The organism is Chondromyces apiculatus DSM 436 (assembly GCF_000601485.1).
Lineage (GTDB): Bacteria > Myxococcota_A > Polyangia > Polyangiales > Polyangiaceae > Chondromyces > Chondromyces apiculatus.
Window position 1 is genome coordinate 21,201 of record NZ_ASRX01000050.1, and the last position, 24,880, is coordinate 46,080.

Genomic DNA, 24,880 nt, shown 5'->3' on the forward strand with positions numbered 1-24,880 from the left:
ACTCTCACGGGGTGATCGAGGGCGGTGCCCACTTCATGTGCCTCAACATGGCGCCATAGAGGTAGCGGCGGAACAAGGCGGCCTCCTCGGGGGACTGCTGGTCGCCGTAGTTGACCAGGGACCAGAGCGGCGTGAGCAAGGTGTAGTTGCCGATGCGATCGAGGAGAAGCCGGTCGCACTGCTGGCTCGGGAGATCGTCGGGATCGATGGAGAGGACAGGGATGCCGCAGTAGGCGAAGCCATCCATGTTCCCGCTCTCGACGCCCGCGATGAACGCCGGCGTGAAGGTGTCGAGCACGTGACGGTAGAAGGCGTACTGCTCGGGATAGGTCTGGAAGTGCGGCTTCCGGTGGAGGTCGCGCAGATCGACCACCTCCAGGGCAGGCTGCCCTTCATCTGACCACGCATCGATGAAGGTGGTGCTGACGTGCTGCGCGACCGTCGCGCCGCGGGCGTTGCCGCGACGGGAAGTCTGCCCCGGCGCGGCAGGGACGAGATCCGCGATGTGGGAGGCGCCTTGCTTGTCCCCGAACAGGAGGATCTTGAAGCTGTTCGCGTGGTGCGGGCGGGAAGCGGCGACAGAGGCCATCGCCTTGACCAGCTCGTCCAGCAGCGCCTTGGTCATGTTGTGGCCGGATGAATTGGTCTGTTTGCGGATCCAGAGCAGGAAGGTCTGCTGCTCGGTGTTCCCGTTCAGCGCGCCATGGCCCTCGCGGGAGACGATCTCCACATCCTGCCCGCTGTCCGCATCGAAGAGCGACCTGGCAGCATCCATCCACTCCTGGCCCAGCGAGTCTCGGTAGGCCGCGACCTGCCTGGCGAAAGTCTGGAGGGGGAAATCGTGTCCTTCCTGGACCCAGTAGAGGTGCAGATCCTTCATGGAGGCCTTGTCCTTCTTCGAGCTCGCTGCAGGGGGCCTCTCCGGCGTGATGACCAGCGGCTCGAAGAGCGCGCCATTCAGCTCGGCGCGCCTGGTGTCGTCCTCGATCACGCACTCCAGGCCGCTGAGCATGGCGGCGATGGCGGGGGCACGTTCCCCGTACTGATGGGGGTCCAGGATGAAGGCCATGGGGCGCGTTTTCTGGCTGGAGAGCTGTTCCAGGCGGTGGGTGTACTTCGCTCTGTCGTTGTCAGGGATGTCGGTCAGCCCCTTCATGAGACCCTGGTACTGAGCCAGGATCAGTCTGAGCTTTTCCGGACCTTGCCACCGCGGTGCCTTATCCTTCCAGGGCTTGAAGACCAGGGGAGAGACCTGCGTAGACTCACGTCCCACGCTGATCGGCGTCTCATCCTCCCGGAAGAGTTTCTTTCGGAGCTTCTCCTCCGTGGCGAGCGCGCCCGCGTCCCTCGTCTCGCCGTCGAGGAGCGGGCTCCCCTCGGCCTCCGTCGCAGGGCGGTCCGCGTAGACATCGCGCCGGACCACCTGCGCGTCTTCCCCGCGTAGGATCTCGACCTTCGTGCTCGGGGCCTGGTGCAACCAGCGCTCTTCTTCGCCCTCGTTCCTGGCGACGAACGTTCGCCCTCGGGAGGTGATGGTGACGCGGCCCTCTCGCCCGGTGATGCGGTCCACGGTGACGCCGCGCTGCTGCAGCTCCACCATCAGGTCGCCCGCGAAATCGGCGCTTTCGCAGCCCTTGAGGCTCAGCGTGCCGAGCGCGCGCACCCCTGCTTCGTGGAGGTGCTCGGCCAGCTTGGCGGGCGTCAGCTCCCCGAAGGTGTCGGGTCCTCCATGGGCCACGATGGTGAGCTTGTCCCTGGCGTCGAGGTTCTCAAGCTCGCTGCGGGCGATGCGGCGGTGGCCTTTCTTGCCAGCGAGGTTCCTGGCGTTGTGCTGCACGGTGGCATCGGAGCCCAGGGCGTAGACGCTGCGTGTCCCGTCGCGAGACGCTTCGGGGTCACGGGTGTTTTCCCCCGACGGTGCCGTCGTCGCTCCGGCGGCGGCGATGGGGCCGCTTACTCGGGGCGCGATGCCGAGCCGCTTCTTCAGAGAACGAACGCCTCCCTTCAGGGCGCGAACGATTCCCTTCATGCTGGGCAGCGCGAAGCCCCAGCGGTTGCGGCGCTCGCCGAGGCCGTGGTCCTTGAGCTCCTGGAGCACTTCCTCCAGGGCCATGCCCTTCTCCAGGCGGCTGTCGAAGAAGGTGAACCAGCGATCGAAGAACTCCAGGTACTTCTCGCTGGTCTCCTTGCTCTCGAGCCCTGGGTTGAAGCGGACCTTGGGCATGCCGTCGATCCCGGTGAGGTTCGAGGCGGCGAAGCCGAAGCTCGACCGGCGGTCGGCGGGCAGGCCATTCTCCTCGATGAAGGCATCGAGGTGCTTCTCGAACTGGCGTTTCAGGGCGTCCTTGCTGGCACCCTTGAAGGTGAAGTCGAGGAAGACTTGCTTGTCATCGCCCTCGATCTTGGCGACGTACATGTGAGCGCGGGTCTCGCGCGCGCTGGGTACGGACTCGGCGCTGAACTTGAAGCGGTCGCCGATCGCGTCGTAGATGCGCCTGGTGTTCTCCATGACCCCGCGGCGGTACTCGTCGAGGTTCTCTGCGGCGCTCGAGACGAGGTGGGTGAGCCCCTGCCGGTTCAGGCCACCCAGGCGGTCCTGGGGCTCGCGGATGCGGTCGTTGAAGCCGGTGAACGTGCGCGGGTCGTTCACCGCATAGAGGATGCCCGCGTAGTAGTTGTCCAGGCCGAGCATGTCGAACTTCTGGCCGCTGCGGAAGACGGCGACGTTGAGCTTGCCGGCGCGGATGCGGTCGATGTTGTGATCGAGGAAGCGTTGCACGTCCTCGGAACGCAGGGTGTCGATGGTGTTGTCGATGATGACGGTGAAGGTGTCGGAGACGAGATCCTTGTCGAACAGCTCATCGACCTGGTGGGCGAGCTGCTCGATGCCGTAGATGTCTCTCCCCCTCGAGATGTTGTGGCGGAACTCGCCGAGGAAGACGTCGAGCTTCTGGGTCGAGAGGTGCTGCGTCGCGCTCGTCACGGGATCCCTGTCGCCGAGCCGCTCGAGGGCGTTGTCGTCGAGGGATTTCCCGTCGCGCACGCGGCCACCGTCGAGGCGCCAGACGTCGTAGGTGCGCGCGGTGGTCTCCAGCGTGTCTGCCGACTCGTAGTAGCTGTCCTTGAGGACGGCGACGTTGAGCGCGTTGCTTCCCTTCTGGCGCTCGACCGCGGCGAGGGTGGTGGAGAGGGTGTGCATCGCGGAGGGGTAGACCTCCGCGAGGGTGGTCTGGTCGTCGCGGGGGGGACCGTCTGCGCCGGGGATGGTGTCGCCGAGGTGCGCCACGAGGCCGGCGGCGAAATCCTCGGGTCCATACGGGGAGGCGATCTCCAGGATCGCCTGGATCTGCTGGTGAATGAGGTCGATCTGGTTGAGGAAACGGGCGAAGTCCCCCGGGAAGGCCATGGCCTCGCGCATGGCGTTCTCCATGCGGAAGTACGAGGTCTGGAGGAGGTCGGTCAGGCCCTTGGCCTCGAAGCTCGCGGCGATGGTGCTGTGGGCTGAGGACTGGGCGTCGCCGAGGCCCCTCAGCAGCGCGGCGGTTCCCCGGCTCAGGACCTCGACGTAAGGCGCGTCCGGGTGGCTCCCGGCCAGCGCCTCGAACTTGCGCAGGGTGTCGCTGGCGAGGAAGCCATCGAAGCTCTTGTGGATCTCGGGGATGCCCTGGCCCGCGGTGGCGAGGGTGGTGAGCGCGATCTTCTCCTGCGCGAAGATCTCCTCGATCGAGGCGACCTCGAGCCAGGCCTCCTTGGCGGTGATCGGATCGACGCGGTGGCCGCTCTTCGAGAGCGCCTTGAGCACGGACCCGACGAAGCCGTTGTGCTTGCCCTTGCTCGCCGAGAGGAGCGCGTCGAGCTGGTCCTGGTCGAGGGGGCCAGGGTTCTTGTCGATGAGCGCAGCGCTGAGGAAGCTCGGCGTGAGCAGGACGGGATGCCCGTGGTGGCTGGAGAAGGCAGCGAGTTGCGTCTTCGCGAGCACCGGCGCGAGCTTGCGGAGGAGCTGGCCCTCGTCGAGGACGATGGTGTTCCGGGTGCTCTCCAGGAGGTGCGAGACCTCCTCGAGGGCGATCCGTTCGAGCTCCGACACGATCTCCCGTACCGCGCTGGCCTGGGGTGAGCCATCGCCGAGCCTGTCGGCGAGGAGCGGGGTGACGTCGAGCAGGGGGCTGTCGTCGTCCGAGGTCGAGGGGCTCCGGAGGGCGCTGGCGAGCAGCTCCCGCACCGCCTCACGGAACTCCGCGGTGCTGCCGAGGGGACGGTTGTCGGGGAGGTGCGCCGAGACGTGCGCGCGCGCGAGCACCTCCTTGAAGGTGGGGTTGTCGACGAGGTGAAGGACGCCCGTGAGGAAGCGCTGGCCGGAGGTGGGTGCCGTGCCTCCTTCCGGCGTGTGGAAGCCGAGGTCTGCCTCGTACGCGAGGTGCACCTTCTTGAGCAGGATGTTGTCCGTGCTGCGGTGGTAACCATAGGGGTCCGGCAGGAAAGGCGTGTTCTGCAGCTTCTGCGCCTCCGCTTTCCGCTGATCGATGCCGGCGACCTTGCGGAAGCTGTGCATCATGAGCAGCGCGAGCTGCTTCTTCGTCTCCTCGTCCGTGGCGCGCTGGTAGGCAGCGTCGAGGAGGGTGGCCTGGCCGAGGTACCACTCGCGGTGGGTCTCGCTGTAGACCTGCGCCTCGGCGCTCTGGGCGCTCTCGGCGCGCGGGGCGATGAGCCTGTTCGGGTCCAGGGTGGCCGTGCTCCGGGCGCTGGGGGCGGTGGCGCTCGGGTTCGAGGCGCTGGCGTCGGGGCTCGTGCCGGCGGTGGTGCTGGCGGCCGGGGTCCAGGGGGCGTCGAGCCCGTGCTGGTGGAGATCGAAGACGATGTCCTTGATGGCCATCCCATCGCGCAGGCGGCTGTCGAAGAAGGCGAACCACTTGCCGAAGAACTCCACGTACTTGTCGCGGATCTCCGGCCCTTCGAGGCCAGGGTTGAAGCGGATCTTGTGCAGATCGGCGATGGTGGTGAGGTTCGAGGTGGCGAATCCGAAGCTCGAACGCTCGTCGACGGGCAGGCGGTTTTCCTTGATGAACGTGTTGAGCTGGGAGGCGAACACCGACTGCAGGTTCCCCTTGAAGGTGACGTCGATGAAGACCTGACGGTCGTCCCCCTCGATACGCGCCACATGCATGTGCTGGCGCAGGTCGTTCGCGGGGAGCGGAGCCACGGGATCGTGCTTGAAGCCGTCAGGGATGGCCTCGTAGATGGCGCGGGTGTTCTTCATGATCGCCGCGCGGTAGGCGTCGAGGCTCTCGCCGGCGCTGGAGACCAGGTGGGTCAGTCCCTGCCGGTTCAGCCCTTCCTGGACGCGATCCTCCTGGTTCCGGGCGCGCGCGTTGAAGCCCGCGAAGGCCTTCGGATCGTTCACGCCGTAGACGAAGCCGCCGTAGTAGTTGTCCATGCCGAGCATGTCGAACTTCTGCGCGCTGCGGAAGACGGCGACGTTGAGCTTCCCGTCCCGGATCCTCGCGGCGTTGTGCGCGAGGAAGTCCCGCACCTGCTCCGAGCGGAGGTTGTCGATGGTGTTGTCGATGACGACGGTGAACCTGTCGGAGGCGAGGCCCTTGTCGAAGAGCTCATCGACCTGGTGGGCGAGATCCTCGATGGCGTAGACGTCCCTGCCCCCCGAGATGTTGTGCCGGAACTCGGCGAGGAAGACGTCGAATTGCGCCGCCTTGGGGTTCCCCTGGGTGGCGGGGCCTTCTGCTTCGCCCCGGCTCGGGGAGAGGCTGTCTGCGCCGAGGGGCTGTCCGCCGCGCATGGTGTCGCCGTCGAGCGTCCAGACGTCGTACGTCCTGGCGTGGGAGATGGCCGCTGAGGATTCGTAATAGCTGTCCTTGAGGACAGCGACGCGGAGCGCGTTGCTCCCCTTCTGGGCTTCGACGGCCGCCAGGGTGCTGGCGACGCTGTGCATGGCGGAGGGATAGAACTCCGCGCTGGGAGTGACGCCCTGGGGGAGGACGTCGCCCAGATGGTCGAGGAGGCTCCGCTCGAACGCGCCTTCTCCGTACGGCTGGACGATCTCCAGGAGGGTCTGGATCTGCTGGTGAAGGACCTCGATCTGGTTGAGGAAGCGGCTGAAGTCCTGGGGGAATGCCATGGCCTCGCCCATGGCGTTCTCCATGCGGAAGTAGGAGGTCTGGAGCAGGTCGCCGAGCCCTCTGGACTGGAAAGCCTGGTCGATGTCCTTTCCGCCCGCGCGCGCGGCGTCTTCCAGGCCCTTCAGGAGGTCCGTGGTCGCACGGCTCAGGACCTCCACGTAGGGGAGGTTGGGGTGCTCGCTGGCCAGCCCTTCGAAGCGCTGTAGCGTCCCGGTGCGGAGGAAGTCCGCGAAGCTCGCGTGGACCACGGGGATGCCGGAGCCACGGGTGGCGAGGCTGGTGAGCGGGATCTGCTCCTGCGCGAAGATCTCCTCGATGGAGGCGACGTCGAGCCAGGCCTCCTTGGCCACGATGGGATCGACGCGGTAGCCGCTCTTCGAGAGTGCCTCCCCGAGGGACTCGGTGAAGCTCGGGTGCTTGTACGCGCTGGTCGAGAGCAGCGCGTCGCGTTGCTCCTGGCTCAGGGGCTCCGCGCTGGCGTCGAGGTTCTTCTTCTCAAGGAACTCCGGCGTCACCAGGATGGAGCGCCCGAGCTGCTTGGTGAACGCTGCCACCTGGGTGCTGGCGACGACCGGCGCGAGGCTGCGGAGGAACTGGCCCTCGTCGAAGTGGGGGAGGTCCCGCCTGTCGTCCAGGAAGCGCGACACCTCTTCGAGGAATGCCGTTTCGAGGTCGGCCGTGAGTGTGCGCAGGGTGGTGGGGTTCAGCGCTGCGTCGCCGAGGCGGTCAGCGAGCAGGGGCGTGATGTCGAGGAGGACCTTGTCATCCGGCGACGTCGCGGGGCTGGCGTGCACGCTGGCGAGCAGCACCCTCACCGCGCCGCGGAACTGCTCGACGTCGTGGAGAGGCGGGTTCGCGGCGAGGTGCGCGGTGACGTACTCCCGCCGGAGCACCTCGTTGAAGGTCGGGTTGTCGATGAGGTGGATGACGCCCTGCGGCTTCAGCCTGGGTGGCCGCCCCAGGTTGTCCGCGGGCTGCGGTCCTGGCGCGCGGAAGCCGAGGGCCGACTCGTAGGCGACGTGGAGCTTGTCGAGGAGGCTGTTGCCGGTGCTGCGGTGGTAGCGGTAGGGCTGCGGCAGGAACGGCGAGACCTGCCGCTCCTGGAAGTTCGCCTTGTCCTGGTCGATGGTCGCGACCTTGGCGTAGCCGTGCATCATGAGCAGCGCGAGCTGCTTCTTCGTCGCGGCGTCGGTGGCCTGCTGCAAGGCCGCGTCGAGCAGGGTGGCCTGGTCGAGGTACCACTCGCGGTGAGTGTCGTTCCACCGCGGCGGGGTGGCGCCTTCCTCGCGCGGCGCGATGAGCCGGTTCGTGTCGAGTTGACTCTCGGTCGAGCGGTCCGCCTGCGCATTGCTCCGTCCTTTGCCTTTCGCCCTGGACTTGAGCGCCGCGAGCCGTTCCTGCAGGCCACGGACTCCGGTGACGTCGCTGCGCGAAGGCTCCTCCGGCTCCGTCGTCGTTCCCCTGGGTGCCGCGGTCGACGCATTCTCCGGCGCGAACGTGCCGAGGGTGAAATTCGGGAAGAGCCTGGGCAGGAGCTCCTTCGTCACCTGAATGGAGAAGCTCTTCTGCCAGGTGTGCAGCGGGACCGTGTAGTAGCCGTCCTTCTCGGTGATCTCGCCGTTGATGACCACCTGATGGGCGTCCGAGAGGGCGATCGCCGCCGCGTCATCGTAAGGCATGGACGCCGACGGGTCCGCGGTCAGCGCCTGCATACGCGCCTGGAGCGCCTGGCCGTCCCTGATCGTGGCGAGGACGAACGGGCCCTCGTCGGACTTCCTGAGCACCTCGTTGATGCGCGCCACGTCGCTGTCCGGCGTGCGCGTGACCAGCACCTCGGCCTGCGTCTCGAAGACCTTGTCGAACAGGGTCGCCAGCGAGTTCGCCGAGAGCAACAGGTCCCCGCGCTTCTTCGACGGGCCCGTCGCCTCTTTCGGCCGTTCCGGAGCCTTGTCGAGGTATCCCGGCGCATTCCTGGCCGTGGTCTCCGCGTCGGCCTGGTACTGCTCCGGCGCGAGCTTGCTCAGGAGCTTGCCCATGCCCCGGCTCAGCAGGTAGTCGAGCTCGTACTCCTCCGACAGGGTGAGCCCCTTGCTCTCCAGGTCGGCGCGCTTCGCTTCGAGCTTTTTCACGCCGTTGTGGAGCAGCTTGTTCGGGGTGCCGAGCGGCTGTCCCTGCGAGGCGTGCGAGGCGTGCGAGGCGTGCGAGGCGTCGAAGATCGACTGGCCGTCGCGTCCCCGCAGATCTCCGGTGAACTCGGCGGCGACGAGCTGCGCGAGTCCCCCGAGGTGGTTCGTGAGCAAGGCGTGCAGCACACTGTGGAGCGCGCAGGTGGAGAACTGATCCTGGGAGAGCGCGTCGGGGTCCTGGATCAGCTCCCCCAGCCTGTCGACGAGCGCCTGGCTCGCACCGCTCGCCCTCATGAGGTCGCCGAGGAGCTTCGTGGCCTCTTGCCTGTCCGCCGCCGTGGGCTGGTGGGACCAGGTCGGGCTCTTCTCCAGGAGAGCCTCCAGGGCCTGGATCTGGGCGCGCTCCGTGACCTTGGTGACGTCCACGGGAGCCGTCGCCTCTTTCCCGGAGCCACGCGTCGTTTCCGCGCCCGTGCTGGTGGTACGTGGCGTGGTTGTGCCGGTGGTCGTGCTCGACTCCTGAGCCAGGTCCTTGTCCCAGCTCGCGACGTTGTTGAGGATGGCGCCATAGAGATACTGGCGGAACAGCTCCGGATCCTCTCCCTCCCCATAGTTGACCAGCGACCACAGGGGTGTGAGCAAGGTGTACTGGCCGATACGGTCACCCAGGATTTTCTGCGCCTGCATCTTGGGTTTATCGACGATATCGATCGAGATGACAGGGACGCCGCTGTACCCGAAGCCGTCCATGTTCCCGGACTCGCCCCCGATGATGAGCCTGGGCTTCATCGTCTGCTGCACGAGCCGATAAAAAGCCCACTGGGACAGGTAGGAACCGAAGGAATCCTTCGCGTGGAGGCTGCGCAGGTCGAGCACGCGCACCTCTGGTTCCGCCGTGTCGCCTTCACGGCTTCCTGCCTCGGAGAACCAATCCTTCACTTTCGTCGCGGTATCGAGGAGGGGTGATGAGGACTGCTTGTCGTTCTTCTTGCCCCTCGCACCGCTCTTCGAACCCTTCGAGGTGCTTGCCGCTCCTCGTTCTGCCTTGATCGCCGCCTCTTCAGCAGCCTTCTCGGCGGGCTTCAGGTCGCCGAAGAGGATGAACTGGGATTTGATGGGAGCATTTCGTTGCGATCGGGTTGTGGCTGCGATGGCCTGGACGATCTCCTGGAGGAGAGCGTCGGTCATGTTGTGGGTCGGTGTTTTGTCGTGGTTGCGCACCCAGAGAAGGAAGGTGTCCTGCGGTTCGCCGTCCCCGTAGTTGCTCGATTCGACAATCCTCCTCGCAGCCCAATCCCCGCCGCCGAGCAGCTCCTCAGCATTCTCCTTCCAGGTCTTGTTATCCGCGTCTCCGAGGTATTCATCCAGCTTCGTCTGGAACTTTTCGAGGGCGAGCTTCTCTCCAGGCTGGACCCACTGGTGGTGGAGATCGCCCAGCGAGATCTTGGTCTTGCTGCTGGTGTTGCCGTTGTACGTCGTCACGCCCATGGGCTCGAACAGATCCGTCTGGAGGTCGGGAGCCTCCGTGGCTCCGCCCTCGGGAGCGAGCGTGGCCTTCACCCCGCTGAGCATTGCAATGACGGCAGGGCCGTACTCACCCTTGTGTGCAGGGTTCAGTCGGAACACGTACTCGGCAGCTCCGGATTTCGAGGTGCCGTCGCTTGAGGCCGAGCGCAGGCTGTAGAGACCAGTCTGATACGTCTTGTTGGGATCGAGCTTCTCGTCCAGCCGCTTGATGACAGAGTCCAGAACCATGTCCGCCAGCCGGGAGTTGGGGACGCCATTGAAGGCGAGGATCATCTTCCGGGTGTTCGGGCGGGCTTTGAGCTGGCTCTGAAAGGTCTCACGCCACGCTCTGGGGACGCGTGGCACCACGGCTTGACCCTCCCCGAGGTGTTCTGCCGGGATCGATTGACCTTCGCTGAAAAGCGCTTCGCTCAGCTCCTGGTCAGTCAGCTCGTCGGCGTTGATCTTCGTTTCGTGCTGCGCGCTGCGTGCCTGGACGGCTTCCTCGCGCTCACCTGCGTAAGGATCTCCCCTGACGACGCCGCCATCCTCGCGCCGCACCTCCTGCTTCGTCCCTGGCGCCTGGTGCACCCAGCGTCCGTCACCCGGGGCGCGGACCAGTGTCCGACCGTCGGACGTGATGGTGACCTTGCCATCGCGCCCCGTGATGCGGTCGACGGAGATGCCCTGCTCCTGGAGCTTCTCCATCAGATCCTGCGCGTAATCGGCGCTGTCGCAGCCCTTGAGGCTCAGCGTCGCGAGCGCGGTGACGCCGGCCTCCTTCAGGTGCTGGGCCAGAGCGTCGGGGGTCATCCCGCCGAAGCGCTGCCGCCCGCCACCATGTGCGATGATGGTGAGCTTGTCCTGTGCGCCGAGGGTGCCCAGCGCTTCGTTCGTGACCGCCTCGTGCCTCGGCTTCCCGGACAGGTTGCGGGCGTTCTCTGTGACTGCTGCGTCGTCTCCCAGCGCGTAGACGCCTCTTCGAGCGTAGCGCCCGTCCAGCGCGGTGCCGTCTTCCGGCGCGTCGCTGTCCTCCTGGGCCTCCAGCATGTTGAACCCGAAGCCCTCGTCTTCGAAGGCCGCGTCGCGCTCCTTGCGCTCTTTTTTCTCCTGCTCCCGGCGCGTCTTTTCCCGCTCCTGGTTCTCTCGTCGCGCGGCCTCCTCCTGGGCCTCACGAAGCTCCTTGTTGTTGCTGCGGTTCACCCAGAGGTGCTTGTTCGCCTCGACGAAGCGAAGCTCGCTCACTCCGCTCCAGAACCGCTCGAAGCCCTGCTTCTTCAGCACCACGTTGGAGATCCCGGACGCGTTGTCGCGCCCACCGGCGTCTCCCTCGTTCTTCAGGTTGGCGTTGCCCATGAACGCCGTGGGCTTCCGCGTGCGGTGCGGGTTGCTGATGTAGCTGTGGTCCCGAAGGAAGCCGAGCATCTGCTCGGTGATCGGCACCTCCATGATCCATCGGTACCCGGGGATCTCCTTGGGGATCTTCTCGCCCTCCTTGAGATCCTTCTTTTCTCGCTCGAACACGAAGGGATCGTTCACGGAGAAGACGATCTCTCCGCGCGTGCTGGGGCCCGATCCCTTGAACAGCAGGCTGGCGATCGTCTCGATATCGCCGGTCCGGCTGGCCTCGACGAAGGCGTCCTTCTCGGCGTCGGACATCCGGCGAATGAGCACGCCAGACTCCATGCGCGCCAGGTTGCGGGCCATGAGTTCGCGCAACCCGCCGCCGAACTGGCTGTCGTCGAGCAGCTCCTCGGGTCCCACCATGGGCGGCGTCTGGCGCAGATCGTCGCTCTTCTGGACCTGAGGGGGCTGGATGGCCTTCAGGAGCTGGTCTGGCGGCAGGGAGCGCAGGAATGTCTGGGCGAGGCTCGGATCCTCAGCGTTCCAGGGGACGGAAGGATCCAGCGCGTAGCCCAGCTCTCTCAGCTCAGCGAAGGCGTCCAGGCGCTCGGTTCCCGAGTCGTCGGGCAGCGTGGGGGGGGTGGGCCGGTGATTGACGGCGTGGACCTCGGTCAGCGGGTACTGCCTGTCGGCCCACGCTTTTGCGTCGCGCATCCTGTCCAGGATCGCCGTCTTCAGCTTCTCGGCATGTTCGGTGGAGAGCCCCACCTCCCCCAGTGCTGCGTCGATCTTTTCGGGCGTGAGGTGGAAGATGAACGTCCGCACGGAGTCGGCGATCTCGTGGTTCGTCAGCAGGCGGTAGGGGTTCCGCGCGGCGTCCTTCTCGCGCATCGAGTCGAACTCGGCGACCTTCGTGTCGTAGAAGTCGGGCTTGCGATCTCCCTGCGCCCGCCGGTCCAGCGCGCCGCCGAGATCGGCGCGCACCATCCGCCCGCCGATCTCCATCCAGTTGTCATTCTTGAACAGGTCCCAGTTGGACAGGACCATGTCGGCGCCGACGTGCCGGAAGAAGTCCGGGGATTCACGGAGATCTTCGACCTCGGGGACCGCGAACTTCGGCTGGTAGTCCGTGAGCTGGGCGATGTTGCCGTCCACCTCGACGAGCGTCGCGTCCAGCGTGGGGATGCCGGCCGCCTTGTAGAGCTTCTGCGTCAGCACCTCGGTGCGGATGTGATCGCGGTCCCGCTCGCTGCCGTACTTGAGGACCTTCTCCGAGCCGTCCGGCATCCGTACGCGCTGCGGTTTCGTCGATCCGGACGTGAAGACGGCGAGGACCTCGAGATCGCGTGCGCTGTATTGCGGGTAGCGCTTCGTGCCAGCGGTGTCGGTCGTCGCGGTCGTGTCGGGAACGGTGCGGGGTGCTGACGTGGGGGCCGGGGCACCCGCGACGATGGCCGTGGGGCTGGGAACCGCGCCGGCGGTGATGCGGGTGGGGTTCTGCCCTCCTTCCAGCCCCTCCATGCGGAGGTCGAAGAGGATGTCTCCGAGGCTCTTCTCGCCGAGGCGGCTGTCGAAGAACTGGAACCACTGGTTGAAGAAATCGACGTACCTGGCGCGCGCGTCGGGTCCTTCGAGGCCGGGGTTGAAGCGGATCTTGGGGAGGCCGCCGATGTTGGTGAGGTTCGAGGTGGCGAAGCCGAAGCTCGACCGCTGGTCGACCGGCAGGTGGTGCTGCGCGATGAACTTGTTGAACTGGGACTCGAACTCGCCCTTCAGGTTGCCCTGGAAGGTGACGTCGATGAACACCTGCTTGTCGTCGCCCTCGATGAGCGCGACGTGCATGTGCTGCCGCAGATCGTCCGCGGGGATCGTCGCTCCGGGCGCATGCTTGAAGCCGTCGGTGATGGCCTCGTAGATCTCCTTGGTGTTCGCCATGATGGCCGAGCGATAGGCATCGAGGCTCGGGCCGGCGCTGGTGATCAGGTGGGTCAGGCCCTGGCGGTTCAGGCCCCCCAGGCGGTCGACGGGGTTGCCGGTGCGCGCGTTGAAGTCCGCGAAGGCGCCGGGATCGTTCACGTTGAAGACGAAGCCGCCGTAGTAGTTGTCCATGCCGAGCATGTCGAACTTCTGGGCGCTCCGGAAGACGGCCACGTTGAGCTTCCCGTCCTTGATCCGCTGGGCGTTGTGCTCCAGGAAGTCCTTCACCTGCTCGGAGCGGAGGTTGTCGATGGTGTTGTCGATGACGACGGTGAATTTGTCGGAGACGAGCCCCTCGTCGAAGAGCTTGTCGACCTGGGCCTTGAGGTCCTCGACGGCGTAGACGTCCCTGCCGACGGAGATGTTGTGGCGGAACTCGCCGAGGAAGACGTCGAGCTTCTTGCCGGAGGAGTCGCCGAGCTTGCCCTCGCTTCCTGCCTTGCCGTCCTCCTGGGTGAGGCTGTTGTCGGCGCCATCGAGCGTCCAGACGTCGTAGGTCCTGGCGTGGGTGATGGCTGCTGACGATTCGTAGTAGCTGTCCTTGAGGACGGCGACGTTGAGATCGTTGCTCCCCTTGAGCGCCTCGACGCCGGCCAGGGTGCTGGCGACGCTGTGCATGGCGGAGGGGTAAAGTTCGGCGCTGGGCTTCAATCCAGCGGGGATGGTGTCACCCAGGGTAGAGATGACGCCGCGCGCGAAGGCGTCGTCCCCGTAGGGCTTGGCGATCTCCAGGAGCGTCTGGATCTGCTGGTGAATGACCTCGATCTGGTTCAGGAAGCGGTTGAAGTCGCCCGGGAAGGCCATGGCCTCGCGCATGGCGTTCTCCATGCGGAAGTAGGAGGTCTGGAGCAGGTCCTGGAGCCCCCGGGCCGCGAAGGTCTGGGCGATGTCGCTCCCGTTTGCGAGCGCTGCCTGGTCGAGGCCCTTCAGGAGGTCTGCGGTCGCCTGGCTCAGGACGCTCACGTACGGCAGGTCTGGGTGCTGCGTGGCGAGGCCCTCGAACTTCTCCAGCGTCGCGCTGTTGACGAAGTCCGTGAAGCTCGCGTGGAGGGTGGGGATGCGGCTTCCCCCGGTCCCCAGCTTGGTGAGCGCGATCTTCTCCTGCGCGAGGATGTCCTCGACCGAGGTCACGTCGAGCCATGCCTCCTTGGCGGCGACCGGATCGACGCGGTAGCCGCTCTTCGAGAGCGTCTCGCCAAGGGCCTCGGCGAAGGTCGTGTGCTTGGACGTGCTCGACGAGAGGAGCTCGGCGAGCTGGTCCTGGCTCAGGGGGCCCTGGCCGGCGTCGAGGAGGCCCTGGCCGAGGAACTGGGGCGTCACCAGGATGGAGCGCCCCAGGTGCTCGGTGAATGCGGCCACCTGGGTGCTGGCGACGACCGGCGCGAGGCCGCGGAGGAATTGGCCCTCGTCGAAGTTCGGGGTGTCCCGCCTGTCCGCGAGGAGGCGTGACACCTCTCCGAGGAAGACCTGTTCGAGCTCGGCCGCGAGTGCGCGCACCGTGTCGGCATGCAGCGGGCCTGTGCCGAGCCTGTCGGCGAGCAAGGGGGTGATGTCGAAGAGGACCTTGTCGTCCTTCGAGGTGGCGGGGCTCCTGTCCGCGCTGGTGAGCAGCTCGCGCACCGCTTCGCGGAACTGCTCGATGCCGCGGATGGGAGGGTTCCGGGGGAGGTGCTCGGTGACGTAGTCACGCTGGAGGACTTCCTTGAAGGTGGGGTTGTCCACGAGGTGGATCTCCCCCTGCGGCTTGGGCCCGCGGCCGAAGCGATCTTGCGTCGGCGGGCCCGGCGCGCGGAAGCCGAGGGCCGACTCGTAGGCGACGTGCAGCTTGTCGAGCAGGGTGTTGCCGGTGCTGCGGTGATAGCGGTACGCCTGGGGCAGGAATGGCGAGATCTGGCGATCCATGAAGGTCGCCTTGTCCTGATCGATGGTCGCCGCCTTGTAGTAGGCGTTCAGCATCAGCAGCCCGAGCTGCTTCTTCGTCTCCGCGTCGGTGGCCTGCTGGGAGGCGGCGTCGAGCAGGGTGGCCTGGTCGAGGAACCACTCGCGGTGGGTCTCGCTCCATTTCGCCTGGGTCTCACCGTCATTGCGCGGTGCAATGAGCTTGTTTTTGTCGAAGTGGGCCTGCTGCGGGCCCTCCGCTGCGGGAGGCTTTCGCGCGCCCTTGCCTTTGTTCCTGAGCGCGTTGAGCTTCTCCCGTATTCCCCGGCCGCCGCTGACGTCACTGCCCGAGGTCTCCTTCGGGGGCACCTGCGTGGTCTGCGTGGTCTGCGTGGTCTGCGTGGCGCTGGCGGCAGTGGCGGTCGGAGAGCTTCCAGGTGCGAAGGTGCCGAGGGTGAAGTTCGGGAAGAGCCGCGGGAGCAGCTCCTTCTTCACCTCGACGGAGAAGCTCTGCTGCCAGGTATGCAGGGGGACCGTGTAGTAGCCGTCCTTCTCGGTGATCGGGCCGTTGATGACCACCTGATGCGCGCTGGACGGGTCGATGTCGTTGGCCTGATCGTAGGATGCGGAGGCCGAGGGATCGTCGCTCAGCTCCTGGGCGCGCTCCTGGAGCGCTGCGGCGTCCATCACCGTGGCGAGGACGAAAGAACCCTCGCTGGCCCTGTCGAGCACCTGATTGATGCGGGCGACGTCCTTCGACGGCGACTTCGTGGCCAGCACCTCGGCTTTCGTCTCGAAGACCTTGTCGAGCAGGGTGACCAGCGAGTCCGCCGAGAGCAGCAGGTCTCCTCGTTTCTTCGAGGGGCCCGTCGCGTCCTTCGGCCGCGTCCTCGATTTGTCGGTGTACGCAGGGTCGCTCCTGGTGGCGGTCTTCAGGTCCGCTTCGTATTGCGCCGGATCGAGCTTGCTCAGGAGCTTGCCCATGCCGCGGCTGAGCAGGTAATCGAGCGCGTAGGTGTCCGACATCGTGAGCCCCTTGCTCTCCATGTCGGCGCGCTTCGCGTCGAGCTTCTTGATGCCGTTGCTGAGCAGCTTGTTCGGGCTTCCGCTCGGCTGGCCCTGCGTCGCGTCGAAGAGCTGCTGGCCGTCGCGACCGCGCAGATCACCGGTGAACTCCGCGGCCACGAGCTGGGCGAGGCCTCCGAGGTGAGACGTGAGCAGTGAATGCAGCACGCTGTTGAGGGTGCAGGTGGCGAACTGGTCCTGGGAGAGGGAGTCGGGGTTCTGGACGAGCTGCTGCATCCTGTCGACGAGCACGTCACTGGCCCCGCTGGCCCGGAGGACGTCGCTCATCAGCGTTCCGGCTTCCTGCCGCTCCGCCTCCGTGGGCGTGTGAGACCAGGCTTTGCTGCGCTCCAGGAGCGTCTTCACGGCCTCGCTCTGGGCGCGGGTGGTCGTCGCGTCCCCGGAGTGCTGGCTCGCATCCTGGGCGGCGCTCGGGGCAGTGCTGGTCGCCGGGGAGCCCTGGGCGGGGGAGCCGCTGACAGGCGTGGGCGTGCCCCGGGTGGTGATGCTCGGAGGCGCACCGGGAGGGGTGACGGTGATCGGGGGGAGGCTCTGGGAGGGGGAGGAGGGGACCGTCGTGGGGAGGCTCCGGGAGGGCTCGGTCTTCGGGGCCTCGGGCCGCTTCGGGAGCGCCCGGGCCTTCGCCCCCAGGCTCGGTTCCTGGAGGGTTCTCTGGTCCTGGCTCAGAGCCGCGCCCATCTGGAACGACGCTTCGTCCAGCTTGTTGACCTTCTGGGGGCCCTTGGGAGTCTGCCTCTCGTCCGGAGCCTGGCTGACGTGCGTGTTGATGCTGTCGAACCAGTCCTGGAAGAACTTGACGTACTGATCGCGGACGTCCTTCCCTTCGAGGCCCGGATTGAAGCGGAACTTCTTCAGCTCCGGGATGTAGGTCATGTTGGACGTGGCGAAGCCGAAGCTCGAACGCTCGTCGACGGGCAGGTGGTTCTTCCTGGCGAAGTGGCGGAGGCTTTCCTTGAAGGGTTCCTCGAACTTGCCCTCAGGTTTGAAGTCGAAATCGAGGAAGACTTGCCCGTCGTCATCCTGGATCATGGAGACCTCCATCTGCCGACGCAGGTCGTTCTCCGCGAGGGCCGCGTTCGGCTCATGCTTGAAGCCGGAAGGGAGCGCGTCGTAGATGGCCCTGGTGTTCTCCATGATCGCCGAGCGATAGGTGTCGAGGCTTTCGCCGGCATTCTTGACGAGGTGGGTCAGCCCTTGCCGATTGAGGCCTTTCAGGCGGTCCTCGGGCGCCCTGGCGCGCCGATTGAAATCGCTGAAGGCCTTCGGTTCGTTGACGCTGTAGACAATGCCGCCGTAGTAGTTGTCCATGCCGAGCATGTCGAACTTCTGGGCGCTGCGGAAGACGGCGACATTGAGCTTCCCGTCCTTGATGCGCTGGGCATTGTGGGCGAGGAAGTCTTTCACTTGCTCCGAGTGGAGGTGATCGATGGTGTTGTCGATGATCACCGTGAACCTGTCGGAGACGAGCCCCTGGTCGAAGAGCTGGTCGACCTGACCCTTGAGATCTTCGCGCGCGTAGACTTGCCTGCCCTCGCTGATGTTGTGGCGGAACTCGCCGAAGAAGACGTCGAGCTTGGGCTTCTCCTGCGCGCCTTGGGTCTGCTTCCACTGTGACTTCTGGGCGAGGCTACGGCCTTCGAGCGCGGTGCCGTCGCGCAGCTTGTCGCCGTCGAGCGTCCAGACGTCGTACTTCTTCGCGCCTTCGAGGGCGTAGGACGACTCGTAGTAGCTGTCCTTGAGGACGGCGATCTTGATCTCGTTGCTGTCCTTCTGGGCCTCCACCGCGGCGAGCGTGCTGGCCACGCTGTGCATCGCGGAGGGATAGAGCTCTGCACTGGCCTGGGTGCCGGCGGGGATGGTGTCGCCCAGGCGCTCACGGAGGGCACTCTCGAAGGCGCTGTCATCGTGGGGGCGGACGATTTCGAGCACGTTCTGGAGCTGCTGGTGAATGACCTCCATCTGGTTCATGAAATGGTTGAAGTTCTCCGGGAACACCATGGCCTCCCGCATCGCGTGGGCCATGCGGAAGTAGGAGGTCCGGAGCAGCTCGGTGAGGCCCTTGTCTTCGAACGTCGCGTCGACGTCCTTGCTCTCGGGGGACCTCACATTGCGGAGGCCTTTGAGCAGATCCACGGTCGCCCTGGTCAGGACATTGACGTAGGGGCGATCCGGGTGGCGGCTGGAGAGACCCTCGAAGTTCTTCATCGTGTCGGAATCGAGGAAGTCGCCGATGGTGGAGGGGAGGTCGCTGGTGGTCGCCGCCTCTCCCTGGGGACCCACGCTCGATTCCGACGCCGCTGGAGCCACGTTGGTCGCTTCCCTCGGCAGATTCTGCGTTCGCGTGCTGAGCTGAGGCAGCGCGATGTTCGCATGGGTGAAGATCGACTCCACGGCCCCGATCTCGAAAGGCTTGTCCTTGGCAGTGGCGTCGAGCCAGGCCTCCATCGCGGTGACCGGGTCGACGTGATAGCCGCTCTTCGTCAGGGTGTTGCGGAGGTCGTTGTCGAGGTCCATCAAGGCTCCGCCCTGCAAGCCGAGGGGGTTCGGGGTGCGCTGGTCCGTCGCGCCCTCGCTGGTGGTCGTGGCGGGCGCATTGCCGAGGAACGTCGGCGTCACCAGGATGGAGTGGCCGAGGAACTCCGTGAATGCGGCGATGTTGGTGACCTTGACGACCTGTTCGAGCTTGTCGGTGAAGGTCTGAGGCTTCCTGGCGCCGTCCTTGTTCTCGGCGTCCTTGGTCTCCGTGTCCGTGCTGCCGTCTGGGCCCTCGTTCGTCGGTGATCCTTCCGGGGCAGGTGGCGACAGGGGGTTCCCATGCTCGTTCAGGAACTGCGTCACCTCGTCGAGGAAGGCGTTCTCCAGCGCGGTGCTGAGCTGCCCCACGACCTCGGGGGTCACCGCCGTGTCTTTGAGCTTCTGCTGGAGCATGGGGCTCACGTCGAACAGGATCTTGTCCTTGGGCCCTACCTGTAGCGGCTGGGTGGCGATGCCGGTGAGCAGGTCGCGGACCGCGCTGCGGAACTGGTCGATGGTCGCGAGCGGAGGGGACGTGGGGAGGTTGCGAGTGACGAACTCCCGCTGAAGGACACCTGCGAAGGTGGGATTGTCGACGAGGTGAATGACGTTCCCGTTCGGCTCGAATCCCAGGGCTCTCTCGTAGACCCGGTGGACGTCGTCGAGGAGCTTGCTCCCCGTGCTGCGGTAGTAGCCCTGGGTCGAGAAGGGGGAGATCTGGCGATCCTGACGGGCGGCGCGGTTCGAATCGAGGCTCGCAGCCTTGAACAGGCTGTGCATCGCGAGCATCCCGAGCTGTTTCTTCGTCTCAGGGTCCCTGGCGCTGTTGCGGGCGGCTTCGAGGAGCGCGGCCTGGTCGATGTACCACTCGCGGTGCGTGTGGCTCCACGACGGCGTGGCGCTCCCTTCCCGGGCTTCGAGGAGCTTGTTGGGGTCGAGGAATTTCCTGGAGTCGCTGTCCTCCGGCTGCTGGGAGGAGGGCTTGCCTTTGCCCTTGGCCAGCCGCGTGACAGCATCCCGGAAGAGACGCACCCGTGCGGGACCGCTCTTCGGGGTGGTGCCGGCTGCCGTGCGCGGCGCGGTCTGAGCCGGGGAAGCCGTCGGCTGAGCTGCAGTTCGCGGAGCGCCAGCCGTGATGCTCGTTGCCCCGACGGTCGCTGCGATGGGGACTGCCAGCGCCTGTTCCGAGGGAGCGCTCGTGAGGGTGTCGTCCGCGGGCGGAGGCGTGACCTCCTGGATCGGCGCTGATGTCAGTGAAGGGGTCGCGGTGGCGACGTCGGTGCTCGTTGCCTCGACCGCCGAGGAGGTGGTCGTGCTCGGGGTGGGTGAGCCGCTGACCGTCTCCGCCGGGGGCTTCTCGGGGAGCCCCGGGGGCCTACCGGGCGTTTCGGTCTTGATGCGAGACCGACTCCGGAACGGCGAGGTGAGGATCTGGCGGAGGCTTCTCCGCGGCGGCAGGGGCTTCGGGGCCTCGGGGCGCTCCGGGAGCGCCTGCATCTTCGCCTTGATCTGATCGGCTTCCTCGAAGCCGTCACGACCCTCGCGCGCCTCCAGGATCAGATCCATGGCAACCGTGTTCGGATCGGTGCCGTTGCGGATGCGCTTGCTGACGTTATCGAACCACTCCTGGAAGAACCTGCTGTACTGGGCGCGGACGTCCGCCCCTTCGAGGCCCGGGTTGAAGCGGAACTTGCTCAGGGCCGTGATGTAGGTGGTGTTGGTCGTGGCGAAGCCGAAGCTCGAACGCTCGTTGGAGGGCAGGTTGTTGTCCCTGACAAAGCGGCTGAGACCTTCCTCGAAGGGCTGTTTGAACGGGCTCTTGGGCTTGAAGTCGAAGTCGATGAAGACTTGCCCATCATCGTCCTGGATCGTGGAGACTTCGATGTACCGACGCACGTCGTTCTCCGCGAGGTCGGCGCCCGGCTGGTGCTTGAAATCAGCGGGGAGCGCGTCGTAGATGGCCTTGGTGTTCTCCATGAGCGCCGAGCGGTAGTCGTCGAGGCTCTGGCCGGCGCTCTTGACGAGGTGGGTGAGGCCCTGACGATTGAGGCCTTTCAGGCGATCTTCGGAGCCGCTGATGCGCTCGTTGAACGACTTGAAGGAATCCGGATCGTTCACGGTGTAGACGGAGCCGCCGTAGTAGTTGTCCATGCCGAGCATGTCGAACTTCTGCGCGCTGCGGAGGACGGCGACATTGAGCTTCCCGTCCTTGATCTTCTGGGCATGGTGGGCGAGGAACGCTTTCACCTGCTCCGAGTGGAGGTGATCGATGGTGTTGTCGATGATCACCGTGAAGCTGTCGGAGACGAGCCCCTTGTCGAAGAGCTGCTGGACCTGTTGCGTGAGGTCTTCGCGCGCGTAGACGGCGCGGTCTGTGCTGATGTTGTGGCGGAACTCGCCGAGGAAAACGTCGAGCTTCGGGCTGTCGCGGCCCTGATCGTTCTTGTCGTTCTTCCAGCTCGACGTCCGCTGGAGGGTGTCCTTTCCGACCTCGGCGCCGCCGCTCCATTGGTCGCCGTCGAGCTTCCAGACGTCGTACTTCTTCGCGTCCTGGATGGCCAATGACGTTTCGTAGTAGCTGTCCTTGAGGACCGCGATAGCGAGCTCGTTGTTTCCCTTCTGGGCTTCGACCGCCGCGAGGGTGCTGGCGACGCTGTGCATCGCGGAGGGGTAGAGCTCGGCGCTGGTCTGCATGCCCTGGGGAATGACGTTGCCCAGTTGCTCGCGGAGACCGACGGCGAATGCTTCGTCCGTGTGAGGCTGGACGATTTCGAGCATCGTCTGGAGCTGCTGGTGAATGACCTCGATCTGATTGAGGAAATGGATGAAGTTCTCCGGGAATGCCATCGCCTCCCGCATCGCGGTTTCCATGCGGAAGTAAGAGGTCTGGAGCAGGTCGTTCAACTTCTTGTCCCGGAACGTCTGGTCGACGCTCTTGCCCTCCGGCGACCTGGCATCTTTGAGCCCTTCGAGCAGCTCGGCAGTCGCCCTGGCCAGGACCTTCACATAAGGCAGATCCTGGCGCCGGGTCGCGAGGCCCTTGAAGTTCGTCAGCGTGCCCGACTTGAGGAAATCCTCGATGCTGGAATGGATGTTCGGGATGCCTGTCGTCGGGTTCTGCGTCCGCGTGCTGGTCTGCGCGAGGGCGACGTTCTGGCCCGTGAAGATCGCCTCCAGCGCACCGATGTCGAAGCGCTCTCCCTGGGGAAGGGTATCGAGCCAGGCTTCCATCGCCGTGACCGGATCGACGGTGAAGCCGCTGCTCGCCATGGTGTCTCGGAGCTGGGTCCTGAACGTCGAGAGCGCTCCGCCCTTCGACCTGAGATCTTCCACGGTGCCCTGAGGTACCTGTTTCTTGTCAGCGCCCGGGGCAGGGGCATCGAGGAGGAACTTCGGCGTCACCAGCAGGGGGTGGCCAAGGTGCTCCGTGAATGCTGCGATGCGGGTGACGGCGATGACGTCATTGAGCTTCTCGGCGAACGTCTTCGGGGGGTCCGGCTCGGTGTTCTTGCTGCCCCCCGTTGACGGCTCCGGCTTGATCGGGAGCGTCAGGGTGAGGCCTCTCTCGTCCACGAACCGGCTCACCTCGTCCAGGAAGGCATTCTCCAGGCTGGACCCGAGCTGCTGCACGACCGCCGGAGTCACCGTGGCCTTGCCGAGCTGCTGTTCGAGGAGCGTGGTCACATCGAAGAGGATCTTGTCCTTTCCGGGGTCGATCTTCAGCGGCTGGCTGTCGATGCTGGTGAGCAGGTCACGAACGGCATCGCGAAACTGCTGCATGTTCGTGATCGGGGGAGGGATGGGCAGATTCCGGGTGACATACTCCCGCTGCAAGACCTCGCTGAACCTGGGGCTGTCGACGAGATGGATGACGCCGCCGTCCTTCTCGAACCCGAGCGTGTCCTCGTAGACCTGCTCGACCTTGTTGAAGAGCCCGCTCCCGTCGCGGTAGTACTGCAGGGCCGAGGGGAAGAAGGGCGAGATCTGGCGGTCCTGGTAGTCCGCCCTCTTTTCAGCGATGGGCGCAGCCTTGTACAGGCTGTGCATCATGAGCATGCCGAGCTGCTTCTTCGTCGCCGGATCTGTGGCCGCGCTGCGGGCAGCTTCGAGGAGCGTGGCCTGATCGAGGTACCACTCGCGGTGGGTGTGGTTCCACTTCGGCTCGGCGCTCCCCTCGCGCGCCTCAAAGAGCTTGTTGGGGTCGAGGTGCTTTCTGGTGTCGCTCACCGCCGCGGGCTGCCCCGCCACGGGCTGCTGGGAGGCCTTGCCGGTGTCCCTGTCCTTGTCCTTGTCCTTGCCCTTGCCCAGCCGGGCGATGGTGTCCCTGAAGCGACGGAGGCGGCCGGAGCCGCTCTTCGGGGTATCGCGGGGCGTGGTTCGAGGAGGCGTCTGGGCCGGCGAAGCGGCGGTCTGACTTCCCGTCTGGGAGGCCTTCGCTGTGATGCTCGTCCCCCCCAGGGTCGCGGCGATGGGGACCGCCAGCGCAGAGGCCGCAACGGCCCCGAGGGCGGCCTGCTGCTCGGTCGAGGGACTGCGGGATCCCTCCTGGGTGCCCTCTGTGGCCTGCTCCGTGGCGCTGTCCTTCGCACCCTCGGGAGTGCTGGAGTCGCGTTCGGCGGACGTGGTCTGTGTGGTGTCCGCGGTCTGCTGTGTGGTGTCCGCGGTCTGCTGCGTGGTGTCCGCGGTCTGCTGCGTGGTGTCCGCGGTCTGCTGTGCCGTGTCTGTGCTCTCCGAAGCGGCCAGCTCCGGGGACCTTGCGTCCTGGGGCACCTCGGCGGACGCGCTGTCGGTGAGCTGCTGGGTGTCGGAAGCCTCTGTCGGCGCGCGCTCCTCGACCGTCGTGCTGGTCTCGTCTTGCGCGAGCAACTCGTCGGCAGGCTGCGTGGTGTCTTGCCTGGACGGGGCGGTGTCGAGTCCCTGTTCTGTCTGCGCCGTGGTGTCTTGCTTGGACGGGGCGGTGTCGAGTCTCTGTTCTGTCTGCGCCGTGGTCTCGGTGAGGGGATCCTGCGAGGAGATACCTTCCGAGGGAGCTGTCGAGGCTTCGTGCGTCGGCGATGGCGCTGTGGTCGACGTGTCGAGGCTCGGCTGGCCCACGGTCGAGGTGTCGTTCCCGGAAGACCACGGGGATACGGGAAGGGTGTCGGCGACCGGCCCGGTAGGCGACGTCGTGCTGCTGCTGGGGAACGTGGACGCGCCATGGGCCTCGGGGAGCGGTCCGGCCGCAGGCTGCGGGGGACCCTCATTGAAGCCAGACATGGCCTGCTCCAGACCCTGGCTGATGCTGCCAGCCGTCTGGGTGCTCTGCGTGAACGGGTCGGTCGACGCCATGTCGGTCGCCGTCCCGAGCCCCGTGTCGACCACGGGTCCAGGGGCGGTGACGCTCCCGGTCATGCTCTCCTGGATCACGGGAGGGCTGGTGACCGTGGGCGTGGGCGACATGGGCGGCGGGGGCGGCGCGGTGTTGACGGGCGGCGGCGTGAGGACTCCCTCGCCGCTCGTGAGGGGCAGGGGACGTCCGGCGCTGTCGGTGTAGCCGTAGGGGCGCTCGATGATGACCGGCCTGTCCCGCGGGTCGGCTGCGGGCGACGGGGGCAGGGGACGGTCGGGGAGGTTGGTGGGAAGGACCGGCTTCTCGATGATGGCAGGTCTGCCGCGCTCGTCGGTGGGCGCGACCGGGGGAGCCTCCGCGGTGATCGGGAGCGGCTTCGGCGCGGTGTCCCGTCCACTCTCACCCGGCGCAGGCTTGGCAAGCGTGCCCTTGAAGTCCGTGGTGGTGACCGTCCGCGTCACCGGATCCCACAGGGGGAGCGCGCTCGTGCTCGGCCCTGCCGCGGGAGGCGTCTGCATCGGCGTGGAACTCGGCGAGGTCACCACAGGGGCGACGTTCGCTGGCGCGCTGTTCGTCGGTGCTCCGCTCGACGAGCCACCGTTCTGGGGACCGTCGGCCGTGGGGACGTCGTGCGTCACGCCAGGGGCGAGGTTCCCTCCCGCGGTGTCGGACGGGGTCCAACCAGCGGTGCCGGGGTGCGAAAAATTGTGGGCGTACTTGATGAGGGCGCGGGACGAGCGGAAGCGCGTCATGGCGGCCGAGTGTACACAAAATCATGCATCGACACGCGGTCGCCCGCGGCGCTTCTCGCGGTCGCGCAGGCGCGAGGATGTTCTGGAAGACTGCAGGCGTCCGACATGCAGTGAAACGTCGTCACCAGTGCACTCCAACCATGAGCACACGAACGCATTTCCACCAGACTGGAGGTTTCGTTCACCCGGCTTCGTGGATGAGCACCACCGGTTCGTGTAAAGGTATGGACCAGC

1 protein-coding gene is annotated in these 24,880 nt (G+C 66.1%); it reads right to left on the reverse strand.

Features of this window, described 5'->3' with window-relative positions; genetic code table 11:
* Positions 1 to 4 precede the first annotated feature (4 nt).
* The gene (locus CAP_RS27780) at positions 5 to 24,646 is read right to left on the reverse strand and encodes a C80 family cysteine peptidase (protein WP_044246530.1); all 24,642 of its coding nucleotides are present in this window, start codon (positions 24,644 to 24,646) and stop codon (positions 5 to 7) included.
* Positions 24,647 to 24,880 lie beyond the last annotated feature (234 nt).